This window comes from Bradyrhizobium sp. BLXBL-01 (assembly GCF_051853025.1).
In the GTDB taxonomy this organism is placed as follows: domain Bacteria; phylum Pseudomonadota; class Alphaproteobacteria; order Rhizobiales; family Xanthobacteraceae; genus Bradyrhizobium.
Window position 1 is genome coordinate 4075759 of record NZ_CP182471.1, and the last position, 22328, is coordinate 4098086.

At 65.0% G+C, this 22328-nt stretch carries 25 protein-coding genes; 11 read left to right on the top strand and 14 right to left on the bottom strand.

Going from position 1 to position 22328, the window contains the following annotated elements; translation table 11 throughout:
- The first annotated feature begins 47 nt into the window (after positions 1-47).
- The gene (gene queA / locus ACNJYA_RS18925; protein ID WP_439403376.1) at positions 48-1121 is read left to right on the top strand and encodes a tRNA preQ1(34) S-adenosylmethionine ribosyltransferase-isomerase QueA; all 1074 of its coding nucleotides are present in this window, start codon (positions 48-50) and stop codon (positions 1119-1121) included.
- Positions 1122-1217: 96 nt separating this feature from the next.
- Here queA and ACNJYA_RS18930 read toward each other — a convergent pair whose 3' ends face one another.
- From ACNJYA_RS18930 to ACNJYA_RS18945, 4 genes are all read right to left on the bottom strand, one after another.
- On the bottom strand, positions 1218-2255 hold the full coding sequence (locus ACNJYA_RS18930) for an aspartate-semialdehyde dehydrogenase (protein ID WP_439367375.1): 1038 nt from the start codon (positions 2253-2255) through the stop codon (positions 1218-1220).
- A gap of 254 nt (positions 2256-2509) precedes the next feature.
- Positions 2510-3112, bottom strand: a complete 603-nt coding sequence (locus ACNJYA_RS18935) for a PepSY domain-containing protein (protein ID WP_172783824.1) — start codon at positions 3110-3112, stop codon at positions 2510-2512.
- Positions 3113-3368: 256 nt separating this feature from the next.
- Positions 3369-4115, bottom strand: coding sequence for a TetR/AcrR family transcriptional regulator (locus ACNJYA_RS18940; protein ID WP_172783717.1), 747 nt, complete (start codon positions 4113-4115; stop codon positions 3369-3371).
- A 134-nt stretch (positions 4116-4249) separates the two neighbouring features.
- On the bottom strand, positions 4250-5458 hold the full coding sequence (locus tag ACNJYA_RS18945) for a patatin-like phospholipase family protein (protein ID WP_439367376.1): 1209 nt from the start codon (positions 5456-5458) through the stop codon (positions 4250-4252).
- A 194-nt stretch (positions 5459-5652) separates the two neighbouring features.
- Between ACNJYA_RS18945 and tgt the strand changes: the two genes are divergently transcribed.
- Positions 5653-6798 (top strand): tRNA guanosine(34) transglycosylase Tgt, encoded by a 1146-nt coding sequence (gene tgt, locus ACNJYA_RS18950; protein ID WP_439367377.1) that lies wholly within the window; start codon positions 5653-5655, stop codon positions 6796-6798.
- Between the two features lie 15 nt (positions 6799-6813).
- Here the strand turns inward: tgt and ACNJYA_RS18955 are convergent, their stop codons facing one another.
- Complete coding sequence (locus ACNJYA_RS18955) at positions 6814-7032, bottom strand: hypothetical protein (protein ID WP_172783720.1); 219 nt, start codon at positions 7030-7032, stop codon at positions 6814-6816.
- Positions 7033-7254: 222 nt separating this feature from the next.
- Here ACNJYA_RS18955 and cysK point away from each other — a divergent pair, with 222 nt between their 5' ends.
- Together cysK and ACNJYA_RS18965 are read left to right on the top strand one after the other, a co-directional pair.
- Complete coding sequence (cysK, locus tag ACNJYA_RS18960) at positions 7255-8232, top strand: cysteine synthase A (protein WP_172783721.1); 978 nt, start codon at positions 7255-7257, stop codon at positions 8230-8232.
- Between the two features lie 3 nt (positions 8233-8235).
- Complete coding sequence (locus ACNJYA_RS18965) at positions 8236-8475, top strand: BrnA antitoxin family protein (RefSeq protein ID WP_172783722.1); 240 nt, start codon at positions 8236-8238, stop codon at positions 8473-8475.
- A 242-nt stretch (positions 8476-8717) separates the two neighbouring features.
- On the opposite strand, the gene ACNJYA_RS18970 is transcribed toward ACNJYA_RS18965, so the two are convergent.
- Both ACNJYA_RS18970 and ACNJYA_RS18975 read right to left on the bottom strand, forming a co-directional pair.
- Positions 8718-10151 (bottom strand): caspase family protein, encoded by a 1434-nt coding sequence (locus tag ACNJYA_RS18970; RefSeq protein ID WP_439403377.1) that lies wholly within the window; start codon positions 10149-10151, stop codon positions 8718-8720.
- Between the two features lie 200 nt (positions 10152-10351).
- The gene (locus ACNJYA_RS18975; RefSeq protein WP_439367490.1) at positions 10352-11227 is read right to left on the bottom strand and encodes a DMT family transporter; all 876 of its coding nucleotides are present in this window, start codon (positions 11225-11227) and stop codon (positions 10352-10354) included.
- A 141-nt stretch (positions 11228-11368) separates the two neighbouring features.
- Here ACNJYA_RS18975 and ACNJYA_RS18980 point away from each other — a divergent pair, with 141 nt between their 5' ends.
- On the top strand, positions 11369-11767 hold the full coding sequence (locus ACNJYA_RS18980; RefSeq protein WP_439367379.1) for a RidA family protein: 399 nt from the start codon (positions 11369-11371) through the stop codon (positions 11765-11767).
- Positions 11768-11816: 49 nt separating this feature from the next.
- On the opposite strand, the gene ACNJYA_RS18985 is transcribed toward ACNJYA_RS18980, so the two are convergent.
- The 3 genes from ACNJYA_RS18985 to ACNJYA_RS18995 all read right to left on the bottom strand — a co-directional run bounded on the left by ACNJYA_RS18985 (position 11817) and on the right by ACNJYA_RS18995 (position 13455).
- Complete coding sequence (locus ACNJYA_RS18985; RefSeq protein ID WP_439367380.1) at positions 11817-12362, bottom strand: hypothetical protein; 546 nt, start codon at positions 12360-12362, stop codon at positions 11817-11819.
- Entirely contained in the window at positions 12307-12657 is a 351-nt protein-coding gene (locus tag ACNJYA_RS18990; RefSeq protein WP_172783726.1) for a hypothetical protein, read from the bottom strand. Before ACNJYA_RS18990 ends, ACNJYA_RS18985 begins: the two co-directional genes overlap by 56 nt.
- A 210-nt stretch (positions 12658-12867) precedes the next feature.
- Positions 12868-13455 (bottom strand): formyltransferase family protein, encoded by a 588-nt coding sequence (locus ACNJYA_RS18995; RefSeq protein WP_172783727.1) that lies wholly within the window; start codon positions 13453-13455, stop codon positions 12868-12870.
- A 189-nt stretch (positions 13456-13644) separates the two neighbouring features.
- On the opposite strand from ACNJYA_RS18995, the gene ACNJYA_RS19000 reads away from it, so the two are divergent.
- From ACNJYA_RS19000 to ACNJYA_RS19010, 3 genes are all read left to right on the top strand, one after another.
- Positions 13645-13926, top strand: a complete 282-nt coding sequence (locus ACNJYA_RS19000; RefSeq protein ID WP_439367381.1) for a hypothetical protein — start codon at positions 13645-13647, stop codon at positions 13924-13926.
- A gap of 292 nt (positions 13927-14218) precedes the next feature.
- Positions 14219-14434, top strand: coding sequence for a hypothetical protein (locus tag ACNJYA_RS19005; RefSeq protein WP_172783826.1), 216 nt, complete (start codon positions 14219-14221; stop codon positions 14432-14434).
- A gap of 153 nt (positions 14435-14587) precedes the next feature.
- On the top strand, positions 14588-15001 hold the full coding sequence (locus ACNJYA_RS19010; RefSeq protein ID WP_172783729.1) for a hypothetical protein: 414 nt from the start codon (positions 14588-14590) through the stop codon (positions 14999-15001).
- Between the two features lie 25 nt (positions 15002-15026).
- Here ACNJYA_RS19010 and ACNJYA_RS19015 read toward each other — a convergent pair whose 3' ends face one another.
- A complete protein-coding gene (locus ACNJYA_RS19015; RefSeq protein WP_027575377.1) occupies positions 15027-15329 on the bottom strand; it encodes a hypothetical protein in 303 nt (100 codons plus the stop codon).
- Positions 15330-15431: 102 nt separating this feature from the next.
- Positions 15432-15659, bottom strand: coding sequence for a hypothetical protein (locus ACNJYA_RS19020; RefSeq protein WP_172783730.1), 228 nt, complete (start codon positions 15657-15659; stop codon positions 15432-15434).
- Positions 15660-15888: 229 nt separating this feature from the next.
- Here ACNJYA_RS19020 and ACNJYA_RS19025 point away from each other — a divergent pair, with 229 nt between their 5' ends.
- Positions 15889-16968 (top strand): AI-2E family transporter, encoded by a 1080-nt coding sequence (locus ACNJYA_RS19025; protein ID WP_373569495.1) that lies wholly within the window; start codon positions 15889-15891, stop codon positions 16966-16968.
- Between the two features lie 109 nt (positions 16969-17077).
- On the top strand, positions 17078-17470 hold the full coding sequence (locus tag ACNJYA_RS19030; protein WP_172783732.1) for an NUDIX hydrolase: 393 nt from the start codon (positions 17078-17080) through the stop codon (positions 17468-17470).
- 4 nt (positions 17471-17474) lie between these two features.
- On the opposite strand, the gene ACNJYA_RS19035 is transcribed toward ACNJYA_RS19030, so the two are convergent.
- Together ACNJYA_RS19035 and ACNJYA_RS19040 are read right to left on the bottom strand one after the other, a co-directional pair.
- Complete coding sequence (locus tag ACNJYA_RS19035) at positions 17475-17720, bottom strand: hypothetical protein (RefSeq protein ID WP_439367382.1); 246 nt, start codon at positions 17718-17720, stop codon at positions 17475-17477.
- A gap of 193 nt (positions 17721-17913) precedes the next feature.
- On the bottom strand, positions 17914-18153 hold the full coding sequence (locus ACNJYA_RS19040; RefSeq protein WP_439367383.1) for a hypothetical protein: 240 nt from the start codon (positions 18151-18153) through the stop codon (positions 17914-17916).
- Between the two features lie 511 nt (positions 18154-18664).
- Between ACNJYA_RS19040 and ACNJYA_RS19045 the strand changes: the two genes are divergently transcribed.
- Positions 18665-21772 carry a DEAD/DEAH box helicase gene (locus tag ACNJYA_RS19045; protein ID WP_439367491.1) on the top strand — a complete coding sequence of 1036 codons (3108 nt, stop codon included), beginning with the start codon at positions 18665-18667 and terminating at the stop codon, positions 21770-21772.
- Positions 21773-22328 lie beyond the last annotated feature (556 nt).

Here is a 22328-nt window from a genome sequence, read left to right on the forward strand (position 1 = left end):
ACTGGATGCCCCGCCTTCGCGGGGCATGACACCGACCAAGCTCGCTCATGCGCACCGATCTCTTCGATTTCGACCTGCCCGCCGAGCGTATCGCCTTGCGCCCGGCGAGCCCGCGCGATTCCGCGAAGATGCTGGTCGTCGAGAACGGCGCGCTGCGCGATCAGACCATCGCCGACCTGCCGCAATGGCTGAGGCCCGGCGACCAGCTCGTCGTCAACGACACCAAGGTGATTGCGGCGCAATTGAAGGGCCGCCGCATTGGCCGCGAGACCGAGCCGAAGATCGAGGCGACGCTGATCAAGCGGCTCGACGGCTCGCGCTGGCAGGCGCTGGTTAAGCCGGCGAAGAAGCTCGTCCCCGGCGATCGCATCCGCTTCGGCAACGAGGGTAAGGTCTGCCTGCTCGGCCATCTCGACGCAGAGGTGGAGGCCAAGGGCACCGAGGGCGAGGTGACGCTGTCGTTCTCGTTCCACGGTCCGGCGCTGGACCAGGCCATCACCGATCTCGGCAGCCCGCCGCTGCCGCCCTACATCGCCTCCAAGCGCACGCCCGACGATCAGGATCTCGCGGATTACCAGACCATGTTCGCGGCCAATGAAGGCGCTGTTGCGGCTCCCACCGCGGGGTTGCATTTCACGCCGGCGCTTGAGCAAGCGCTGCGCGACCGCGACGTCGGCATCAACCGCGTGACGCTGCATGTCGGGGCGGGGACGTTCCTGCCGGTGAAGGTCGACGACACCGAAGCCCACAAGATGCATGCCGAATGGGGCACGATCTCGGCCGAGACGGCGGAGCGCCTCAACGCTGCGCGGAAGAGCGGCGGCCGCATCGTTGCGGTCGGCACCACGTCATTGCGGCTGCTGGAAAGCGCCGCGAGCGAGGACGGCACGATCCAGCCATTCGCCGCCGAGACGTCGATCTTCATCACGCCCGGCTATCGCTTCCGCGCGGTCGATGTCCTGATGACGAATTTCCATCTGCCGAAGTCGACGCTGTTCATGCTGGTGTCGGCGTTTTCGGGGCTGGAGACGATGAAGCAGGCCTATGCGCACGCAATCGGGAGCGGGTACCGGTTCTATTCGTATGGCGATGCGTGTTTGCTGTTCAGGGCAGAGCGGTAGGGTGGGTTAGCCGCAAGGCGTAACCCACCACTGCTCTTCCGCGCAAGCACAAGAGGTGGATTACGCCTTCGGCTAATCCACCCTACGCACCTTCGGTTACGCCATCACCCGCTGCGGCAAGAGCTCCGCGATCTGCACGGCATTGAGCGCGGCGCCCTTGAGCAGCTGATCCGCCGCCACGAACATCGAGATCGAATGGCCGCTAGCGTCGCTGAGATCCTTGCGGATGCGACCCACCAGCACGTCGTCCTGGCCCGAAGCGTCGATCGGCATCGGGAAGTAGTTCTTGGCGCGGTCGTCGACTACCTTGACGCCGGGGGCCTGCGCCATGATGGCACGGACCTGGTCCTCGGTGATCGGCTTCTCGCATTCGAAGGTGATGGCTTCGCAATGGGCGCGCAGCACCGGCACGCGCACGCAGGTGACGCCGACGGCGATGCTCTCGTCCTCGAAGATCTTGCGGGTCTCCTTGATGACCTTGGTCTCTTCGTCGTTGTAGCCGGTCTCGGGGTCGATGGCGGTGTTGTGGTTGAACAGGTTGAAGGCGTAGGGGTGCGGCATCACCTTGGGCGTATAGACCTGCCCGTTGAGATTGGCGCGGGTGGATTCGACGAGCTCCTCCATCGCCGCGGCGCCGGCGCCGCTAGCCGCCTGATACGTCGAGATGATCACGCGCTTGATGCGGTTCTTCTGGTGGATCGGCCAGAGCGGCACCAGGGCGGTGATCGCGGCGCAGTTCGGGTTGGCAATGATGCCCTTGTGGTCACGGATGCGGCTGGCGTTGATCTCGGGGATCACCAGCGGCACGTTGGGGTCCATGCGGAAGGCGGAGGAGTTGTCGACCACGACGGCACCGGCCTTGACCGCGATCGGCGCATACTTCCTGGAGATGCTGCCGCCGGCGGAGAACAGCGCGATGTCGACGCCGTCGAAAGAACGCTCGGTCAACTCCTCGATGACCACACTGTGCCCGCGGAACGACACCGTCTTGCCGGCCGAGCGTGCGCTCGCCAGTGCCTTGAGCTTGCCGACGCGGAAACCACGCTTGTCCATGGTGGCGATGAATTCGGCGCCCACCGCACCGGTGACGCCGACAATCGCGACGACGGGATCGTTACTCACTTTGTCCTCCATTGCGTTTTAGACAACAAAAAAGCCCCGGACCATCGAGGGCGGGGCTTGCCGTAGAGCTGATGCGTTTAAGTCGACGACCTACGCGCGCACGCCTCCCCGGGCCCCTTCGGCCGTGGTGGTTTTGGTCGTGCGTTTGGTGGTCGTGAACATGGCGGCGACTTATGCGGGAGAGTCTTGCCCCCGTCAATGGCTTTTCGGCCCGATCGATGCCGCGGGCGGCGTGCCGCTATTCGGCACCCGCTATTTAGCACCCGCTATTTCGCCTTGGCTCCCGGCGGCTCCAGGGTGACCTCCTTGAGATCGTCGCCGCTGACGACGACGATCGAGAAGTTCAGCCGGCCGCGTTCGCGGACCAGCCCGCCGCTGATCGCCTTGCCCGCAGCGGCGCGCTCGGCGACGCGCACGGCATCGGAGAGGCGGTGCCTGATCGCACCTAGCGCTGCGAGGTTGCTGCGGTCCTCGCGGTCGAGCTCGGTAAGGGGGAGGGCGGCTTCCCCGCCGACGAATTCGCCCGTCGCGGCATTGATGGTGTGGCGCCAGATCCGGTCGTTGTGCAGGGTCTTTACCCGGTAGACCGGCACGCCCGAGCCGCCGTCGAAGCTCACATCGGCGGTGGTGGCGCCGGCATGGCGGGCTTCGGCAATCGCCATGGCCTGGCTGATCGTGATCGACGAGCCGCGGAATCGCTCTATTTCGCGGCTGACTGCCTGGCGGTCCGCTTCGGCATCACCATCTGTGTCGCTGTGAAGCGCGGTCGGCGTGCTCGCGGTCACGACGGCCTGTACCGGCGCGGCGAAGAGCAGCGCGGGCATTGCGACCGCAAGCAGGTACGAGGTCCATCGTTTGGCAGTGGTCATGCTCGAAACCCTCGGCCAGCGAGTGTGCCGGATGATCGTAAAGAATTCGCGGCCGGCCTTGGGCATCGGCCGGCCGCCGAGCGCCGCGGCAGGCTGTACTGTACCCGCAATGGCGATCGAAGCGGTCCGGACCTCTTTGGGGCTGGTGAAAAAGCGGCCCGTACCGACTTATAATTAAACCATACCGTATCGTTTTGTTTCGGTCAATGACGCCACGCCATCCGCCTCGGGGAAAGTCCGCAAGCTCACGGAATTGTCAGCGGGCGGAGCGGCGCCGCGGCGTGAGTTTCGGGCCGCCCTGGACGCGGTCGGCAGGTCCCAGCGCGCCCGCCAGGAACAGCTTGATCGCCGCGCGCATGCGCTTCTCGGCGGACTTCATCTCGAGCGCCGTTCCGAACGTCGCCATGCGGTGGGTGTGGCCGACGACGACGTCGAGGAACACCTCGGCTGCGATGGTGGTGTCCTCGACATCGAGCGCGCCTTGCGCCACCAGATGGTCGAAGAAGCGCGCCGTGGTGGCGACGGCCTTGAGCCAGCCTTCCTCCTTGCCGAGCTTGGCGACGTCGGGAAAGTTGATGGCCTGCGCCGTCATCATGCGGCTGAAGGCGACGGCATCGGGGCCGCAGGTGAAGGTCAGCATCTCGCGCCCGATCTCGACCAGCCGCTGCTCGACCGGAATGTTCGAGGCGCTGGAGAGCTGCGTCTCCGCCGCTGCCGACAGCGGCGCAAGCCAGCGCTCGATCTCGCGCCTCAGCACGGCGGCGAACAGGCCGCGCTTGTCGCCATAGCGGGAATAGACGGTGGGCTTGCTGACCCGCGCCGCTTCCGCGACCGCATCGAGCGAGGTCGCATCGAAGCCGCGGTCCAGGAACAGGCGGGTGGCGACCTCGATCAGCCGCTGATCGCGCTCGATCGCGGCGGTCTTGGTCGGCCGGCCGCCGCGCGATTTCGGCACCTCGCGCCGTGGCGCTGCCGGTCTTGCCTTAGTCGCAGTCAATCCCATGCCCAATGATTCCTGCGCGTTTCTGACGGTCGTCTTTGCTCTATAACGCGCAGCAACCGGGGCGTCATCGCGAATCTGGCCGAAATGGCCGTATCGTCAACGGTCTCGATAGGGCCTCGTTCCTTCGTGCCGGCCTACGGCAGCGTCGAGGTCCAGGCCTGGCCGGTTGCAGCCTTCTCGTATCCGTACTGATACAGCGCCCGCATATAGGCGGTATCGAACCCTTCCGACGGCGGGGCGGGATAGTCGCGCGCGATATAGGAGAGATGGAAGCCGAGGCGGTTGCGCTTGGCGAAATCGTAGGTCGAGAAGATGATCGAGCGGGTCTGCGATTGGGTGATCGCCGACAGGCTGCGTGAGGCGACGTCGATGGTGCCGTTGGACACCAGCTCGAAATTGCGTTCGATCTTCTTGTTGACGAGGATGTAGATGTCCATCTTCGCATTGCCCGGCAGGCGGCCGCTCTGGAACAGCAGAGCTTCCGGCAGGGTCAGCACCGGCGCCGTCACGCCGCCGTCGACATGCATCTCCTGAAACTTGCGGCCCTGGCCTTCGGCATCGATCATGATGGGCGGAAACACCAGGGGAATGCTGGCGGAGGCCGCCATCACGTCGCGAAACAGCTTGAGCGCCTCGGGCGTTCCGACCGCGGCGATCTTGCCCATGTCCCAGATCGCGGTGCGCTGCGTATCGAGGTCGGTCGTCACCACGAGCAGCTTGCGGCCTTTGGCGTGCTCGCGCGCGACCTGCGCCATGATCTCGGGCCCCACGTAGCGCGCGACGAGCTCGCGCAGCCTGGTGTTGCCGAACAGGCCGGATCCGAACAGCACGCGCACGATGCTGGGATCGTTCAGGAGGCTCTCTGCGATGCCGCTGGTGTAGACCTCCTTCAGCGTGTCGTCATATTGCGGTCCGAGAAACGCAAACGGCGCGATCAGGCCGCCGGTGCTGACGCCCGAGACGACCGAGAAGGTGGGGCGGGTTCTCGCTGCGGTCCAGCCGTTGAGCACGCCGACGCCATAGGCGCCGTCAGCGCCGCCGCCGGAGAGGGCGAGATAGGTTCTCGTCGCGGTGCTGTAGTCCTTCTCGAAGCTGAACCTGGTAACCGGCTCGTCGGCGTAGCGCCTGAGCCCGTCGATATCCAGCACGCGCGAGACCCTGGCCTGAGCGGCCGTGTAGGGCGTGCGGGGCAGGGAGGTGCAGGCGCCGAGCGCCAGGCTGCAGCTCAGGACCACCAATCCGATCAGGCCGAGGCCAATCTGCCTGATCCGGTCGCGCGAGGAGGCGGATGCGTCGGTCGAACACGAAGGGTACGGCATTGTCGGTGGCTGGCGATCACGCATCTACCGCCGCCGGCAAGTTACGCCGCGGCATCTCGTCCAGCCCCCAAGGACAAAACTACACTGTATCGTTTTGTTTGACAAGTATGCGGAACACGGTCCGTGCGTTGGACGGTGTCCCAGTCTGAAGCACCAACCGTGCTTTAGCGCCGCTTGGCGGGTTGATCGGCTTCCTCCGACACGCAATAAGCACCGCCATGAATCCCGACAATGACCTTCCCAATCACTTTGAGTTGCTCGCCACCGACGGGGCCGCACGCACCGGGCGGCTGACTACTCCGCATGGCGTGGTGCGCACCCCGGCCTTCATGCCGGTCGGCACCGCCGGTGCCATGAAGGGCATGCACTGGCGCGAGGTGCGCGATGCCGGCGCCGACATCGTGCTCGGCAACACCTATCATCTGATGCTGCGTCCGAGCGCCGAGCGGATCGCGGCGCTCGGGGGCCTGCAGAAGTTCACCGGTTGGAACGGACCGATGCTGACGGATTCCGGCGGCTTCCAGGTGATGTCGCTGGCGGATTTGCGCAAGGTCAGCGAGCACGCCGTCACCTTCCGCTCGCATATCGATGGCGCCAAGGTCGAGCTGTCGCCGGAGCGCTCGATCGAGGTGCAGCGTTTGCTCGGCTCCGACATCGCCATGCAGATGGATGAATGCGTGCGGCTGCCCGCCGAGCGCGCCGATATCGAGCGCGCGATGCAATTGTCGCTGCGCTGGGCCGAGAGAAGCAAGCGCGCCTTCGAGACCGCCCCGGACGGCTACATGCTGTTCGGCATCGTGCAGGGCGGCGACGTGCCCGAGCTTCGTCATGCGAGCGCGAGAGGCCTGGTCGGGATTGGCTTCCATGGCTATGCGATCGGCGGGCTTGCCGTCGGCGAGCCGCAGGCGGTGATGCTGGCGATGATCGACGAGACCGCGCCGCTGCTGCCGAAGGAGCGGCCGCGCTATCTGATGGGCGTCGGCACGCCCGACGACATCCTCGAAGCGGTGAAGCGCGGCATCGACATGTTCGATTGCGTGATGCCGACGCGCAATGGCCGGCACGGCGTCGCGTTCACGCGCTACGGCCAGGTGAATTTGCGCAATGCGCGCCATGCCGACGATCCGCGCCCGCTCGATGAAGAGAGCTCATGGCCGTCGACGCGCAACTGCGCGCGCGCCTATCTCCATCATCTCGTCAAGGCGGGCGAGACGCTGGGGGCGATGCTGCTGTCCGAGATCAATGTCGCATACTACCAGTTCCTGATGCAGGGCATCAGGGACGCGATCGCACGCGGAAATTTCGAGGAGTTCTATCAGCGCACGCGCACGGACTGGGCGAGGGGCGATATCGCCCCGCGCTAGATCAACGGTCCAAACTCAGTTGCACACGATCCGCCGCTTCACGGCATGCTTGGTCACGAAGCCGTAGCCGCAATTGTCGCAAGTCCAGAGATAGCTGATCATGTGGTCCGAGACGTAGGCAGATGCTTCAGCGGCGACCATGGAGTCGGCGCAGACGGGACAGGTCGGCAACTCACTGCAACGCGGATCACGCCTTAGCGTTACGGTCGACATCACTTCAGCAACTGCTGACATCGTGCTGACCTCCCTGTTTTAAGACCTAAGTCTAACATAAGCAGAATCAGTTGACGAGGTCGCAACACAAATGCGTTGGTTTTCTGCTAATTAGAGCTCACGTGATTTTGCGATGCAGCGTATTTAACATGTGCTGCATTGCCGCTTGCGTGTCGCCGCAAGCTGTCCGTAACTGCGCAAGGCCGCGACAGACGTGCAGATCGTCGCCTCAGGGAGTTCATCATGGACGCATCGTCCAACACGGGTGCAGCGCACCAACCCGGCCGTGGCCGGATCTACGACTCGATCGTCGATGCCTTCGGCAACACGCCGATCGTGCGCTTGCGCCGGCTGCCCGGCATGCACGGCGTGAACGCGACTATTTTGGCAAAACTTGAATATTTCAATCCTGCCGCGAGCGTGAAGGACCGCATCGGTGCGGCCATGATCATCGCGATGGAGAAGGCGGGCATCGTCAAGCCCGACACCGTGCTGATCGAGCCGACCTCCGGCAATACCGGCATTGCGCTCGCCTTCGTGGCGGCCTCGCGCGGCTACCGGCTCAAGCTGGTGATGCCGGAATCGATGTCGATCGAGCGACGCAAGATGCTGGCCTTTCTCGGCGCCGAGCTGGTGCTGACGCCGGCGGCGCAAGGCATGAAGGGAGCGATCGCGGCGGCCGAGGAGCTCTTGAGGACGACGCCGAACTCGGTGATGCCGCAGCAGTTCAAGAACCTCGCCAATCCCGAGGTGCACCGCCGTACCACCGCGGAGGAGATCTGGAACGACACCGGCGGCAGCATCGACTTCTTCGTGGCCGGCGTCGGCACCGGCGGCACGATCACCGGCGTCGGCCAGGTGCTCAAGCCGCGCAAGCCCGGCTTGCGTGTTGTCGCGGTCGAGCCGGAGGAGAGCCCGATTCTGTCGGGAGGACAGCATACCCCGCACAAGATCCAGGGCATCGGCGCCGGCTTCGTCCCCGACATCCTCGACCGCGCCGTGATCGACGAGATCGTGAAGATCAACTCGACCACGGCCATCGAGACCTCGCGCGCGCTGGCGCGGCATGAGGGCATTCCGGGCGGTATCTCCTCGGGCGCCGCGATCGCCGCCGCGCTCGAGATCGGCAAGCGGCCGGAAGCTGCAGGAAAAACCATCCTCGCCATCGTGCCGTCCTTCTCCGAGCGGTATCTTTCAACGGCTCTGTTTGAGGGGATCTGAGACATGGCAGATCAACCGAGGCGGCCGCGCACGCTTGGCGATGCCAGAACGGAAGCCGAGGCGGCGTTCAAGAAGGTGACGGCGAAGGTCGCCGCGCCGCCGCCCAAGCAAAACGCCGTTCCCGGCATCAAGGAGCAGGTCACGCTGCGGATCGACCAGGACGTGTTGGAGTTCTTCCAGGAGGGCGGTCCCGGCTGGCAGGACCGCATCAACGAGGCGCTGCGCAAGGCGGCGGGGAAATAGGCTCCGACCCGGCATGTCGGACCAGCGGCGTCTCTCCGCGGACTGTGACATCCGCTTGGCGCGCATCCCTATCCTCGTCATTGCGAGGAGCTCTTGCGACGAAGCAATCCAGACTTGTTCCGCGGAAAGATTCTGGATTGCTTCGCTGCGCTCGCAATGACGGAATATGCTGCAACACCGTCCATACCAACGAAAAAGCCCGGCGCGAGCCGGGCTTTTGTCTTCTGAGATCGGCGTCCGTCTCAGCGGCGGAACATGCCGCCCATCATGCCGCCGACGACGCCGCCGACGAAGGCCGCGCCGGCCGCATCGCCGGGATTGCTGCGTGGCTGGGGAGCCGGTGCGGGCGCGCTGCTCTGAGCCGGGGCGGTAGCGGCGCGGCGAGCGGCCTTCTGGCTGGTGTCGCTCGCCGTCGCCGGGGCAGCCACGACTTCCGAGAGCAGAGCTTTATGCTGAAGCTTGTTGAGGTAACCCGATGAGGGATAGCCGCGCGCCGTCTGCCAACGCTTGAGCACCGACCGGGTCTCGTCGTTGAATGTGCCGGTCTGGTTGATGTCGAAGCCGAGCGCCGTGAGCCGACGCTGCACGTCGCGGCGCTTGTTCTTGTCGAGGCCGATCTGGTCCTCGGTGACTTGGGTGGCCTCGTCGGTGAAGGTCGCAGGGTCGACGCCGGCGTTGAGCGTGCGGGTCGCGGTCGAGGGGCCGCTCTTGATCGCCGCAAGCCGAGCCAGCGCCAGCGCCTTGAATTGGCCGTTCGGGTAGGCGGTGAGGTAGGCGTTGAGCTCCTCGGGCTTGTTGGACTCCTTGACCGAGCGCCAATATTCCAGCTCGACGCCGTCCGAGCCTCCGGTCGCCGCCGGCACGCTGCCGGTCGCGGTCGGGGCCGCAGCGGCAACCTGGGTGGTCGGGGCCTGATTGAGGTAGACGGAGCCGGTCAGGTTGGTGTGGCCCCAGGGCAGCTGGCCCTTGCGCGTCTCCTCATTGACCTGAGCGCGCACCGACGTCATCGCCTGCTGGATCTCGACGCCGGGCTTGGTGATGTTGTCGATCAGCGCACGCGTGAACGGGCTGTTATTGCCCTCCTGGCCGTCGAGCGCGGTCTGGCCCGGGCCGGTTGCGAACGCGATCAGCGTGCCTTCGCCGGACTTCATCTCGGCAAGGCCGCTCTGGACGTTGACGCTGCGGGTCGCCGAATTCGACTTGATCTTGGCGGCGAACGGATTGTCGCGGCAGGCATCGAGGAAGACGAGCTTGACCTTGGCATCGCCCATGGTCTGCTCGAGCGTCAGGTCGATGTTGATGGCGGCGCCCAACTTGACGTCCATCTCCGACTTGATGTCGGCGTCGACGGGCAGCAGGTAGTTGGTGCCGCTGACAGCGATGCCGTGACCGGCATAGTAGAACAGCGCTATGTCGGAGCCCTGCGCCTTGCGGCCGAAATCGAGCAGCTTCTCCGTCATCTGGTCGCGGCTGAGATTGGAGCCTTCGATCACCTCGAAGCCGACATTGCGCAGCGTCGAAGCCATCGCCTTGGCGTCGATCGGCGGGTTCGGCAATTGCGCGACGTTCTTGTAGGAGCCGTTGCCGACCACGAAGGCGACGCGGCGGTCGGCCTTGGCGGCACTGACCGACAGTGCCACGCACATCAGCGTAGCGAGGAAGGTGAGATAGCGCATTCTGAAATCCCCAGAATCGAATTGCAGGCAGCAACAAATTGGGAACGAACCTACACGAAGTGCCCGACTTCGCGCCACCAAAACGGCAGTCCGTTGCGGCAACCCGCTGCTGTGTGGCCGAATGTGCACGATGGAGTGTCGCTCCAGCGTGATCCAAATCACACGGCCACTTGGTTTTGTCGCGCGGGGCGGCGCGAGGTTCACGGTGCGCGGGCGGGAACCGGCGAAGCGGGCTTCAAATTGAGGAGATTGCCAAACAGGATCAGCGCGGCGCCGAGCACGGTCCAGGCATCGAGCCGTTCAGAATACAGCAGCCAGCCGGCGGTTGCGGTGAGTGGAACCCGTAGGAAGTCCATGGGAACCACGATCGTCGCGTCGGCGTAGCGCATCGCGCTTGCGAGGCAATAATGTGAGAACGTGCCGCAGACGGCGATCACGCCGACCCAGGCCCAGACATAGAGCGATGGCCAGGTCCAGACGAAAAGCGTCGGAACGAAGCCTGCGACCGCCTGCACCACCAGCATCCAGAACAGGATCGAGAGCGCGCTTTCGGTGCGGGTCAGCGATTTGACCTGCGCCATCGAGACGCCGAATCCCATGGCCGCGCCGAGCGCGATGAGCTGGCCCGGATTGATCTCCCCGGCCACCGGTCGGACAATGACGATGACGCCGACGAGGCCGAGCACGATGGCGGCGATCTTCCACGGTGTCATCCGCTCGGACAGGAAGCTTGCCGCGAGGAGGGCCGTCCAGATCGGCATGGTGAACTCGATGGCCACCACTTGGCCGATCGGGATCAGCGTCAGTGCGAAGAACCAGGCGAGCTGCGCAACATAGTGCACCAGATTGCGGGCGACATGCTGCGGCAGGCGCGACGTCTTGAGCACCTTCAAGCCGCCGGCGCGGTAGATGATCGGTGAGAGCAACACGAAGCCGGCCAGCGACCTCACTTCCATGATCTGAAAAACATTCAGCTCGCGCGTGGTCTCGCGCCCGGCCACAGCCATGACCAGCATCAGTGACAGCCAACCGGCCATCCACAGTGCAGCCATCATTTTCGACGGTGTGGTGCTCATTTGCGGCGGGTGGAATACGAAGGGGCGGCCGGTATCGGCGACATTGCCGCCGTTTGCAACGGCCAAATCTGCGGATGCAGCGATGCAGGGCGGCGTGTTAAGGCATCAGCCGAACAACGAGAACATCGGGAGAGATTGCCCATGCGCATCCTGCAGCCGGCCGAGTGGAAAAAACCGCGCGGCTTTTCCCATGGCGTCGTGGTGGAAGGGCCGGGCCGGTGGGTGGTTCTGGCCGGCCAAACCGGCGGCGACGAGGCGGGCAATTACGCGCCCGACATGGCGGCTCAGGTCGCGACTGCACTGAAGCGGATCGTCAAGCTGCTGGGCGAGGCCGGCGCCGGCCCCGAGCACATCGTCCGCCTGACCTGGTACCTGACCAGCCGCGCCGAGTACGAAGCGGCAGGTGCCGGCATCGGCGCGGCTTGGAAGGAAACGCTCGGGCGCAATTTTCCGCCCTCGACGCTGCTCTATATCGGAGGCCTCGTGGACGAGCGTGCCAAGGTCGAGATCGAGGTCGCGGCGTTCGTGCCCGGCACATAAATTTCGACCCGGCGGGGTCGCCGGATCGATCGTCGCATCACCCGGCGTCTTATTTAGACATCGAGATGCTGGCCCCGCGGAACTGGCTGTCCGCGCGCATCGTGACGTTCTGCTTGTTGCCGGACGTCTTCAGAGAGATGTTGGCGTTGAAGCCGGCGGTGGAGGCCACCAGCTCGTAGTTCCCGCCGGCGCCGCGCCCCTGGAGCGAACCGGAGATGTTGCGGCTGGTCTCGGACCAACTGCCTGCAATGGCGCCGCCTTCGGCCTTCACGTTGGCGCCGAGATTGAACTTGTAGGCATCGCTGGCGCAGGTCAGCGACATCTCCATGGTCGGTCCGATCGGGGCGTATTTGGCCCGGCAGCGGATCCGCTCGGTGGAGCCGTCATCCAACGTGACCGTACCAGCGCCGCTCCAGCTGCCCGCCAGCGGGGCGAACGGGCCGGACTGGGCCTCGCTTTGGGTATTGGCGATCCCTGCCGCAAACAAAACGGCGGCCGCGATCAGCAGCCGCCGGTTCCGGGCGCGAGCCTCAATTGACTTATTGGCGCGATGCTTCCCACCGCCCGCTGCACGGTATGCCTGCAGATGCTCCATTCCACTTCCCCGATCCGGCGTTGCCGCTGAGTTGACCGTTGGCATATGCACCATTGATCGAAACTTTCACAAGTCCCCCACTGCCGATGGTGCCGGAAACGTTAGCGCCGGGCGCTGTGATCTTGCCGTCGGCAACCGTCAACATGGAGCTTGCGGTCGGCTCGCACGAACCGCTCTTGGTCACGATGGTGACCTGCCAATTGCCGTCATAGGGATTCTGGGCGAAGGCGGGGGCGGCGAGGGTGCCGGCGAAAACTGAGGCGGCACAGAACACCGCAATGCGACCAAAACGCATGAATTCGTCCTTGAACGTGTCTGAGATACTGACGCTTATTCGGACGAAATGTGACGGAAATTTGTTGCGATGCCAAAACGAAAATTGTTCCTGTGGGAACAATGGTTTATTTGCCCTTTTGGCTTCGATTTCCGAAGTGGAATCAAAGGCCCCTCACGTTAAGGGTAAACGTCAGGACGACTCGGGAAAACCTGACTCAGGGAGCTTGGCCTAGGAGAGGCTCGGCGCGGAGGTCGCGAACTGCTCGTCCTGGGCTTTGGCGGGCAGCGCTTTGTGAACCTTGGCGTAGTCGATCACGTCGGCCAGCAGCTTGAGCCCGAGCGGCGCCAGCGCGCGCTCCCAAAGCTCCCGTGCGGTCTCACCCTTCTTGACGAAGCACCAGTCCTGGGCGGCGATCGCACCGGCATCCATGCGGTCGGCGAGATGGTAGATCGTGCCGCCGGCGATCGGGTCGCCTTCCTTGATGGTCCATTCCACCGCGGCCTTGCCGCGGTGGCGCGGCAGCAGCGAGGGATGATAGCCGATCCCGCCGAACCTGGCGGCGGCGAGCGCATCCTTGCCGATCCTGGCATGGCTGTGTGCGGTGATGATCAGATCGGTGTCCGGGGCGATCTCGGAGGCGACCACCAGCTTGGGATTGGCTTGCACCTCCACCTCGATGCCCGCCGCCTTGGCTGCCGCGGCGAGGCGGTCGTCGGCGTCGGCCACCACGACCCGGACGACCGAGACGCTGTGCTCCCGGAGCATGTTCAGGGTGGTCACGCCGAAATGGCGGGAGCCGACAAGGGTAATGCGCATGGGTGTCCGATCCGTCTCGCAACTGCGTACATCCCCCGATAACACGTCCGCACGCCCTGTCACCACCCGCGCAACGTTTGCGAGGGTTATCAACAATGCGCCAGGCGCCGGTTGCGTGAACTCTGGGATTGCGCGGTCGAGCTGTCCGGTGCTTCCATCCGGGCATGACACCGGCTCGGGAGCGAGCGCATGCGCAGCATCGGTTTTTTCGTCGTCGCGACACTGATGGCGGCAACTTCGGCCGAAGCTGGCGGGCCTTACCCGGCGGTCCCGCCCGCGCCATCAATAGGGCCGGCTTGGGACGCCTACCGTTGCGCGCAGGGTCCAGTGATCAATTTCTATCATGGCGCCTATTACGGCGAGGAGCCGCCTGCGCTCTATCGCGGCTACGCCTACCGGCCGTACTATCGTTACCGGGCCTATCGAAAATTGCCGCGCACCTATTTCTGCGTCATCGACGAGAGCACGTGACGGGTTCCTGTGTTTCGTTCTTAACAGAGATATCTCGGATTGGCTGATAGAGTGCGCCAACCGGGGCTGGCGACATTTCAACCCGCATCCGTTTTCGAACCCGGCTTTGGCCGCTGGCGTCACCGCCGGCGGCCTTTTCATGCTACGCATCACGAAATCATCGAACGGTAACACGATCTCAACCAGCTTGGCGTATCGACGAATCCGTCGCGGATTTGTATTGCGTACCGCGACACTGAAATCGTCCGCCGGCGTGGGCGCGCCGCCGGGCCGTTTCGCCGGGACAGATTTCATGCCGAACGCGATCGAGCAGATCGTCGACGCCTATGTGCGTCTGAAGAACCGCCGTGGACTCGACGAGCTGATGATGCACAGGCAGCGGCTCGCAGTCGATCTGAAGAGCCGGTCCGGCTATGATTTCAGCCTGCCGATCGGCCAGATCAACGAGGAAATCGCGATCATCGAGGCGGGGCTCAGCCGGCTCAAGGCGGAGAATTCCACGAGCTAGAAAGTCTGCATCGTGCACTGGATTCGGCGCTGACGCATTGTCGCAGCCCGAGCCCGGTTCATGCAGGGTTCAGGCCGGCCAAGTCTCAATGGCCAAGTCGTTTCGTGGGACGCGAACCTGAGAGGCTTGTCCCAGTGATTTGGAGGAATCGTCATGATCGAGCTTGCGCTGGCCGGCCTGCTTGCATTCGCAACCGTGCCTGCGGCATCGACGGTGCCCACGGTGGAGCAAGTTCAATTCAGAGGCGGTCCCGGCGGACAATGTCCGCGCGGCTATGATTTCAACCACTCGAACGGCCGCTGCTATCCCAACGAGCATCACGCGCCGGGTGTCTATACCCGCGATCCCGGGCCCCGTTACGGCGGCGAGCTCTGTCCGCGCGGCTACGATTACAATTACACGAACGGCCATTGCTATCCAAACGGGGCGCATGCGCCCGGTGCTTATGGCGCTCCCGAACACTACGGACGACGCGGCGAACTTTGCCCGCCCGGCTTCGATTACAACTATTCGCGCGGACAATGCTTCCCGAACAACGCCCACGCGCCTGGCTTGTACGGCCGATAATCCATCGCCCTGGTAAGGGGCGAGCTTAGTCGCGCCGGCCACCATCGATGACCGTGAACAGCGGCCGCGCCGGCGTCGGCTCGACCAATAGCTCCTCCACCAGTGCGGTCGCCGCATCGACATATTTGCGCGTGGGCTTGTCGAGAGGGCGCTTGGCCTCGTCGTCGAGCGCGACTTTTGCGGCCTCGACCAGCTTGCGCATGCGTGCCGCATGGTCGTCGCCCGCGGTCAACGTCGCGCGCGCGAGCGAGCGCAGCACGAACAGCTCGCCCTCGAGGCGGAGCAGACGGTCGTTGAGCCTGGTCAGGACGGCGTTGAGGTCGGCCATGGTGTCCGAAGCGGAGGGGTCCGTCCTGATCTAGCCGCGATCGGTGAACGGAGTCCAAACGGCGCCGGTGCAATTCGGCCGATCCAGCTCACCGCGGGCGGCTTACCACTCGATGCCGGCCCAGCGCCTCCCGAACACGGGCGGCTTCGTCTTCACGGCCTGCCAGCCGAAGAAATGATGCTTGCCGGACCAGGCGTGCACGACGCCGTTGCAGATGCCGCATTTGAAGCTGCCGCTGTGGGCCTCACTATGCTCCTCTTTGGTCGCGGTGTAGTTCATGCCGCAACTCGCACAGGTGAATTCTTCGATCGTCCAGATGCTGTTGGCCATGGTCCGGAATGCGTTTCGGTGACTGCGAATGGAAGGTAGTCACGAGCGTTTTCAGCGGCGTAAACCGGCGCCGGGAAATCCGGTTAATGGGCGTTAGCCAAGGCGGGTTGGAGTGCGGCCGATGCGGTATCCGGCAGCCGGTCGTCTTGACGCCAGATGCGTTGCTGGCAATAACGGCTGAGCCCGCAACCGCGGAAGTTGCGTTCATGCCGCAAGGAAAGCTGTGCCCGTGAAAAGCCTCCGTCAGCTGCTGACGGGAGAGGACGTCATCCAGCTCGTGATCCGGCTCGGCCTGCTGGCCCTGCTGATCATCTGGACCTTCCTGATCATCCGCCCGTTCGTGCCGATTTTGGCCTGGAGCGGCGTGCTGGCGGTCGCGTTCTATCCGGCGTTCAGCTGGGTTGCCAAGATCCTGGGCGGCCGGCCCAAGACCGCAGCCGCGATCCTGACCCTGATCACGCTGGGCATCGTCATCGGTCCGGCGACCTGGCTCGGCATCAGCGCGGTGGACGGCGTGCGTGAGCTGGCGCACCAGCTCGGCACCGGCGACCTCGTACTCCAATCGGCCCCGGAGCAGCTCAAGTCCTGGCCGCTGGTTGGCCCCTGGCTCTACGAGCTCTGGGACCAAGCCTACAACAACGTTCGGGCGGTGGTGCGCGAGGTGGCGCCGTATCTCCAGCCGCTGGCCGGCCCGCTGCTCTCGCTCGCGGGCGATGCCGGCGTCGGCACGCTCCAGTTTCTCGTCTCGGTGTTCGTGGCGGGCTTCCTGTTTCCGCATGGGCCGCGCCTGGTCGCCGCCGGCCGCGGCTTCCTGTTTCGGATCGTGCCGGAGCAGAGCGAGCATTTCCTCTCGCTGGCCGGTGCGACCATCCGCGCCGTGGCGCAGGGCGTGATCGGCGTCGCGATCGTGCAGGCGCTGCTCGCCGGCATCGGCTTCAAGCTCGCCTCGGTGCCGAGCGCAGGCCTTCTTGCCTTCATCGTGCTGCTGCTCTCGATCGTGCAGATCGGTGCTTTCCTGGTGCTGCTGCCTGTCATCATCTGGATCTGGACCGCCAAGGACGTCACCACGGCGCTGCTGCTCACCGTGTTCTTCGTGCTGGTCGGCTTCATCGACACCATGCTGAAGCCGCTCGTGATGGGCCGTGGCCTGACCACCCCGACCATCGTGATCTTCGTCGGCGTCATCGGCGGCACGCTGGCCCACGGCATCGTCGGACTGTTCATCGGACCGATCATCCTGTCCGTGGCATGGGAAATGATGATGGCCTGGATCAGGACCGAGGACCGGGCGGAGCCGGGGAAGGGTTGATCTCGCCCCGCAGGATAGCTCGCGGCCTGTGATCAAGGCGCGCCGCTAACTTGTCTGTTCGACTAGACAAGTTACCATTGGGTCGATTCTGTTTTCGACAACGGCAGCAATGGCGAAGTCTTCCAAGCTGGTCGCCGCCAGGCGCGGCAAGGTATTGTTGGTCAGACGCCGGTCGGACGGCCTGTGGATGTTTCCGGGCGGCCGCAAGCGAGCGCGCGAGTCGGAGAAGGACTGCCTGCGGCGGGAGATCAAGGAGGAGCTGCCCAAGCTGAAGCTCGGCAGGATCAGCCTCTGGAAGGAAGTGAAGACGAGGAACAAGCGCTCCGGCCGCAAGATGAGCGACGCGATCTTCATCGCCAAGTCCGCCAAGGGCAGGCTGGCGATCGGCGACAAGAAGGAGATCGACCGCGCCGCCTGGCAGAAGCCCCGCGGCATCCGTCTGACGGCGACCTCGCGCTACATCCGCGACCGCCTGTTTCCCCGCAAGCGGCGGCGAAGCTGAGCTGCTAGTCCTCGCGCGTCGCCGATCGCATCCGTCCGGCAAATCTCCGCGACTGCGCCACCTGCGGCTCGGGGGCCGTCAGCTTCGCGGCCTGGAGCTCCCGCATCTCCTTGCGGACCTGGCGCGCACTGCGCATCGCCCGCTTGATGAAGGGATGTTGAGAGTCCTCGGCGAAGAACAGTACGACTTCGCAGCTCGGACATTGCCTGGAATAGCCGTCCTGCAACCGCCCGGCGCGATCGCGAAACACGTTCTTGCACCGCGTGCACTGAATCTGGACTGAACTCATGCGCGGATGACAATCACTTTGAAGATGGATCGTCAGCTGATCCGAAATGTCTGAAGAAAGCTTGAATGCCGTCGTGGCAGGCTGCCGGCAGACATCGCGCTGCCGCGCCATTTGCCCGTCGCGGACGACGCCGGTTGGAACAGTTGGCCAGCCGTTATTGCTTGGCCGCCATCGTCTCCAGGCAATGGTTGAGAAAGGCGGTGCGATCCCTCGGCAGCACCTTCTCGAGATCGGCCTTCAACGCGCATTCGCGCTGACGCAGCTGCTCGGCCCGGCGCTTCTCGGCCGCCTCGCGGTATTCGGGAGCGACCTTGTTCGGATCGACCAGCGGCTGTGCGTGGGCGGGGACCGTCGCGAGCAGCGCGACGGCGCTGATGAAAATGAATGGTCTCAAATGAGCCTCCGTCAAAGCGGACATCCTAGCGCGCGGCGGGCGCGCGCTCAAACCGGGCGACGCGGTAGCCCGTTCCGGAAGGTCGGAGTGGTCTGATCGGCCGGTCTTGGAACTCTCATGGGCGTGTGAACCAGTTCACAAGCGCGCGGCGAAACCGCTGCTATGAAGACGTCATTGCTTAACCGATTCATTTTGAACGAAACGCCCCAGCGTGGCTCCAAGCGCTGGGGCTTTTTCGTGCCTCCATTCTCGCGACCAGGGCCAGATCGTCGGGATCGGGCCGCCGCCTCGAACGTTGCCGGGGAGGGGTGCGCTCGCAGGGCAAATCCCATATGCATGGCGGCGAGCTGCCGATTCGAGGATCAAGGCGGCTCGCGTTCAGTTTGCGGCGATTCAAGAGCAGAAGCGGGATCAAGTGAGGCTTTCCAAGAAGGCAGGCGTGACCAAGAAGCCGCCGAAGAGGAGCAAAGGATCGCAGCGCGCCACGATCTCGTCTTCGTCGCCTCTCGGCATGATGGCCCTTCATCTGCTTGCGCAATGGAAGCAGTCCGGACGCAGCGGCATCGTCTTTCTCGCCGAGAGCGAGAACAGGGCGGAGCGGCTCGGCAGCGTCATTCACGCACTCGAGCCCTCCTGCGAGGTGCTGGTGTTTCCGCGCCTGAACACGTTGCCGTTCGATCAGCTGGAGCCGTCGCATGAGCTTGCGGGGCGCAGAGCCTCCGTGCTCAGGCGCCTCGCGAAATCCAAGAAGCCGGTGTTTCTCGTATCGACGGCGGAAGCGGTGATGGAGCGCATGCCGCCGCCGGCCAGCCTGTCGCGCCTGAGCCTGAGCTTGAAGGTGGGCGGCACCTTCTCCGAGCACGACCTCGAGTCCCGCCTCGAATCCCTCGGTTACGATCTCGACGATGAGCCGGACTATCCGGGCGGGGCGCTGTTCCACGGCCAGACCTTCGAGATATTTCCGGCGGGCGCGCTGGGGCCGTTCCGGATCGAGCATTCCCAGCACACGATCAAACGGATCGTGGCGTTCGACCCGCATGAGCACAGGATCATCTTCGAGACCAGGGAGCTGCTCGTCGATCCCATGTCGGAGCGGCTCGGCCTTGCCGGCAAGGGCGGCAAGCGCGCGAGCCTGTTCGATTATTGCGCGGGCGCCAAATGGATCGCCGATGCAAGCGTCCCCTCGCACGCCGACGGATGGCTCGATACGATCGAGGAGGCCGCGCCCCGCAGCGAGCGGCAGCGCGAATATCTCGGGCGGAGCGATTGGAAACGGCTCTCCAAGGGGATGAAGGTGCTGCCGCGGACGGCGCCGTTCCAGGCCATCCCGGAGTTTTCGAAGCTGACATCCTCCCGGAAGGCGTTGCGCGGCTTCGTCGAGGAGACGCGCCGGGCCGGGTCGCGGCTGATCCTGATCGCTGCGCACGAGGACGATCTGCGCGTGATGGAGCGGATGAGCGGCGTCAAGGCGGAGCGCTGCGAAGACTGGGAGGAGGCGGCGCGCGGGCGGGGCGGCGAGGCGGCGCTGCTCGCTGATCTCGATGCCGGCTTCGTCGTGCCGGGGAAGAAGCCTCTGGTCGTGGTGACGGCGTCCGACGTGCTCGGCAGCCGCGCGCATCATCCGCAGCCGATGGCGCGCGCCTGGAGCGCGGCCTTCGACCATGCCGATGCGCCGGAGCAGGGCACGGTGGTCGTTCATCTCCAGCGCGGCCTTGCCGTGCTCGACGGCCTGCAGACGGTCAACACCGGCGGCGGCGCCATGCGCGAGATGATCCGCCTGAAGTTCGCCGGTGACAATGCGGTGCTGGTGCCGCCGCCCGATCTCGCCTTGATGTGGCCCTACGCGGCCGAGCTCGGCAGGCTTTCGCTCGACAAGGCGGACGGCAGCACATGGTGGGCGCGCCGCAGCGAGGCCGAGCGCGAGATCCAGATCGCGGGTAAGGCGCTCGCCAAGCACATCAGCCAGCGCCGGCGGCGGCGCGGCGAAAAGCTAGTGCCGCCGGGATCGGCCTACGAGAAGTTCGTCGCGCGTTTCCCTTACTTCACGACCATCGACCAGGCCCAGGCGATCCGGGACGTGCTGGACGATCTCGCGTCCGGCCATCCGATGGACCGGGTGATCTGCGGCGACGTCGGCTTCGGCAAGACCGAGGTCGCGCTGCGCGCCGCGGCCGCCGTGGTGCTGTCGGGCAAGCAGGTGGCGGTCGCGGTGCCGACGACGGTGCTGGCCCGCCAGCACGTCGCAACGTTCCAGAAGCGCTTTGCGCCGTTCGGCATCGAGGTCGGCAACCTGTCGCGCGCGACCTCGGGCGCGGCGCTGCGGGAGACCAAGGAGGGCCTGCGCAGCGGCCGGATCAAGGTCGTGATCGGCACGCAGGCGCTCACCGGCAAGGACGTCAGGTTCGACGATCTCGGCCTCGTCATCGTCGACGAGGAGCAGCATTTTGGCGCAGCGGAGAAGGCCAAGCTCGCAGGGCTCGCCAAGAACGTCCACGTGCTGATGATGAGCGCGACGCCGATCCCGCGGACGCTGGCCGCCGGTCTTGCCGGCTTCCGCGATCTCAGCGTGATCGCCTCGCCTCCGGTGCACCGGCTTCCGGTGGCGACCCGGATCGCGCCGCTGTCGGATGCGGCCATCGCCTCGGCGCTGCTGCGCGAGCAACGCCGCCACGGCCAAAGCTTCCTGATCTGCCCGCGCATCCAGGATCTCGATCCCATGCTGGCGCGGGTGCGGGCCGTCGCACCGGACCTTCGCATCGTCTGCCTGCATGGCAGGCTGGCGGCCGACGAGATCGACGACCGCATGATGAGCTTCGTCGAAGGCCATGCCGACGTCCTGCTCGCGACCAACATCGTCGAGAGCGGCCTCGACATTCCCCGCGCCAACACCATCGTGGTGTGCTGGCCGGAAAAGTTCGGCCTTGCCCAGCTGCACCAGCTGCGCGGACGCGTCGGCCGTGGCGGCATCCGCGCTTTCGCGCATCTGTTGACCGAGACGGAGTCCGGACAATCCGAGAAGCGCCTCGCCGTGCTCGAGGAGTTCAGCCGGCCGGGCGCGGGCTTTGCCATCAGCGAGCGCGACCTCGATCTGCGAGGCGCGGGCGACCTGTTCTCTGAACAGCAATCCGGCCACGTCCAGGTATTCGGGCCGGTGCTCTACAGCCACCTCCTGAAAATGGCTTCGGAGAAGACCGACGAGCAGCAGGCTGCACTGTGGGTGCCCGACCTCAACCTGCCGGTCGGGGACATGCTGCCCGAGAGCTATGTGCAGTCCGAGCCGGTGCGGCTCGAGCTCTATGCCCGCGCCGCACGATGCAACGACGAGGACGATCTCGACGACCTCGAGGAGGAGACCTCACGCCGCTTCGGACCTTTGCCGAAAGTGGCTCGCGACTTCTTCGCCGCGGCGAAGCTCAGGATCGAATGCAAGCGACGCGGCATCATCCGCCTCGACGTCGGCCCAGAAGCTGCGGCCGCGACGTTCCTGCCAGGACGCTTGCGGAAGTCGCGGGGCAAGTCGCTGCAGCGGGATGGCGACCGCGTCGTTTATCACGCCAAAACGCAGGACGCGCCGTTCGAGCGGGTGGAGGAGCTGTTCGAGCTGCTGGACGAGGGGTGAGGGGCTCGCGCGTTCGTCAGCGCGGACAGCTGCGAATTCGTAGCGGAAGCCCTGTTCCACCATTATAGTTAATTTGGGCGTGGCGAAGGAGATTGTCCGATGTCACATGCCATTCCTCCGGTCATTGTCGCGATTGTCGCAAGCTCATGTCTGTTGGCTCTGGCGCAAGCGGGCGGCGCAAATGCCGGGCCCGCAGGAGCGGGCATGGGAACGGGACCAGGTAGCGCTGGCGGCTCGGCACCTTCTGGAATGGGGACGAGTGCGGGCAATGCCGGTCCCTCAGCGCCTCCAGGGATGGGGACGAAGGACACCGCGCCCGGAGATCTGGGCACCAACAGCGAGCCGGCCAATCCGAACGTTCAGCCAGCAACGCCCGCGAAGTCGCGGGCGGCAGCTCAGGCCGCGAGAAATGCCGGGGCTGGTCACGCTCAAAATGGCCTGCCGATCGGCGCGATCGGGAGCGGCACGAGCAATGAGGATCAAAAGGCCACTGGTTCGGCGTTGTCCCAAAACAGATTCCGGCCGGCAACACAGGCTCAAGGAAGCGCCAATGCAG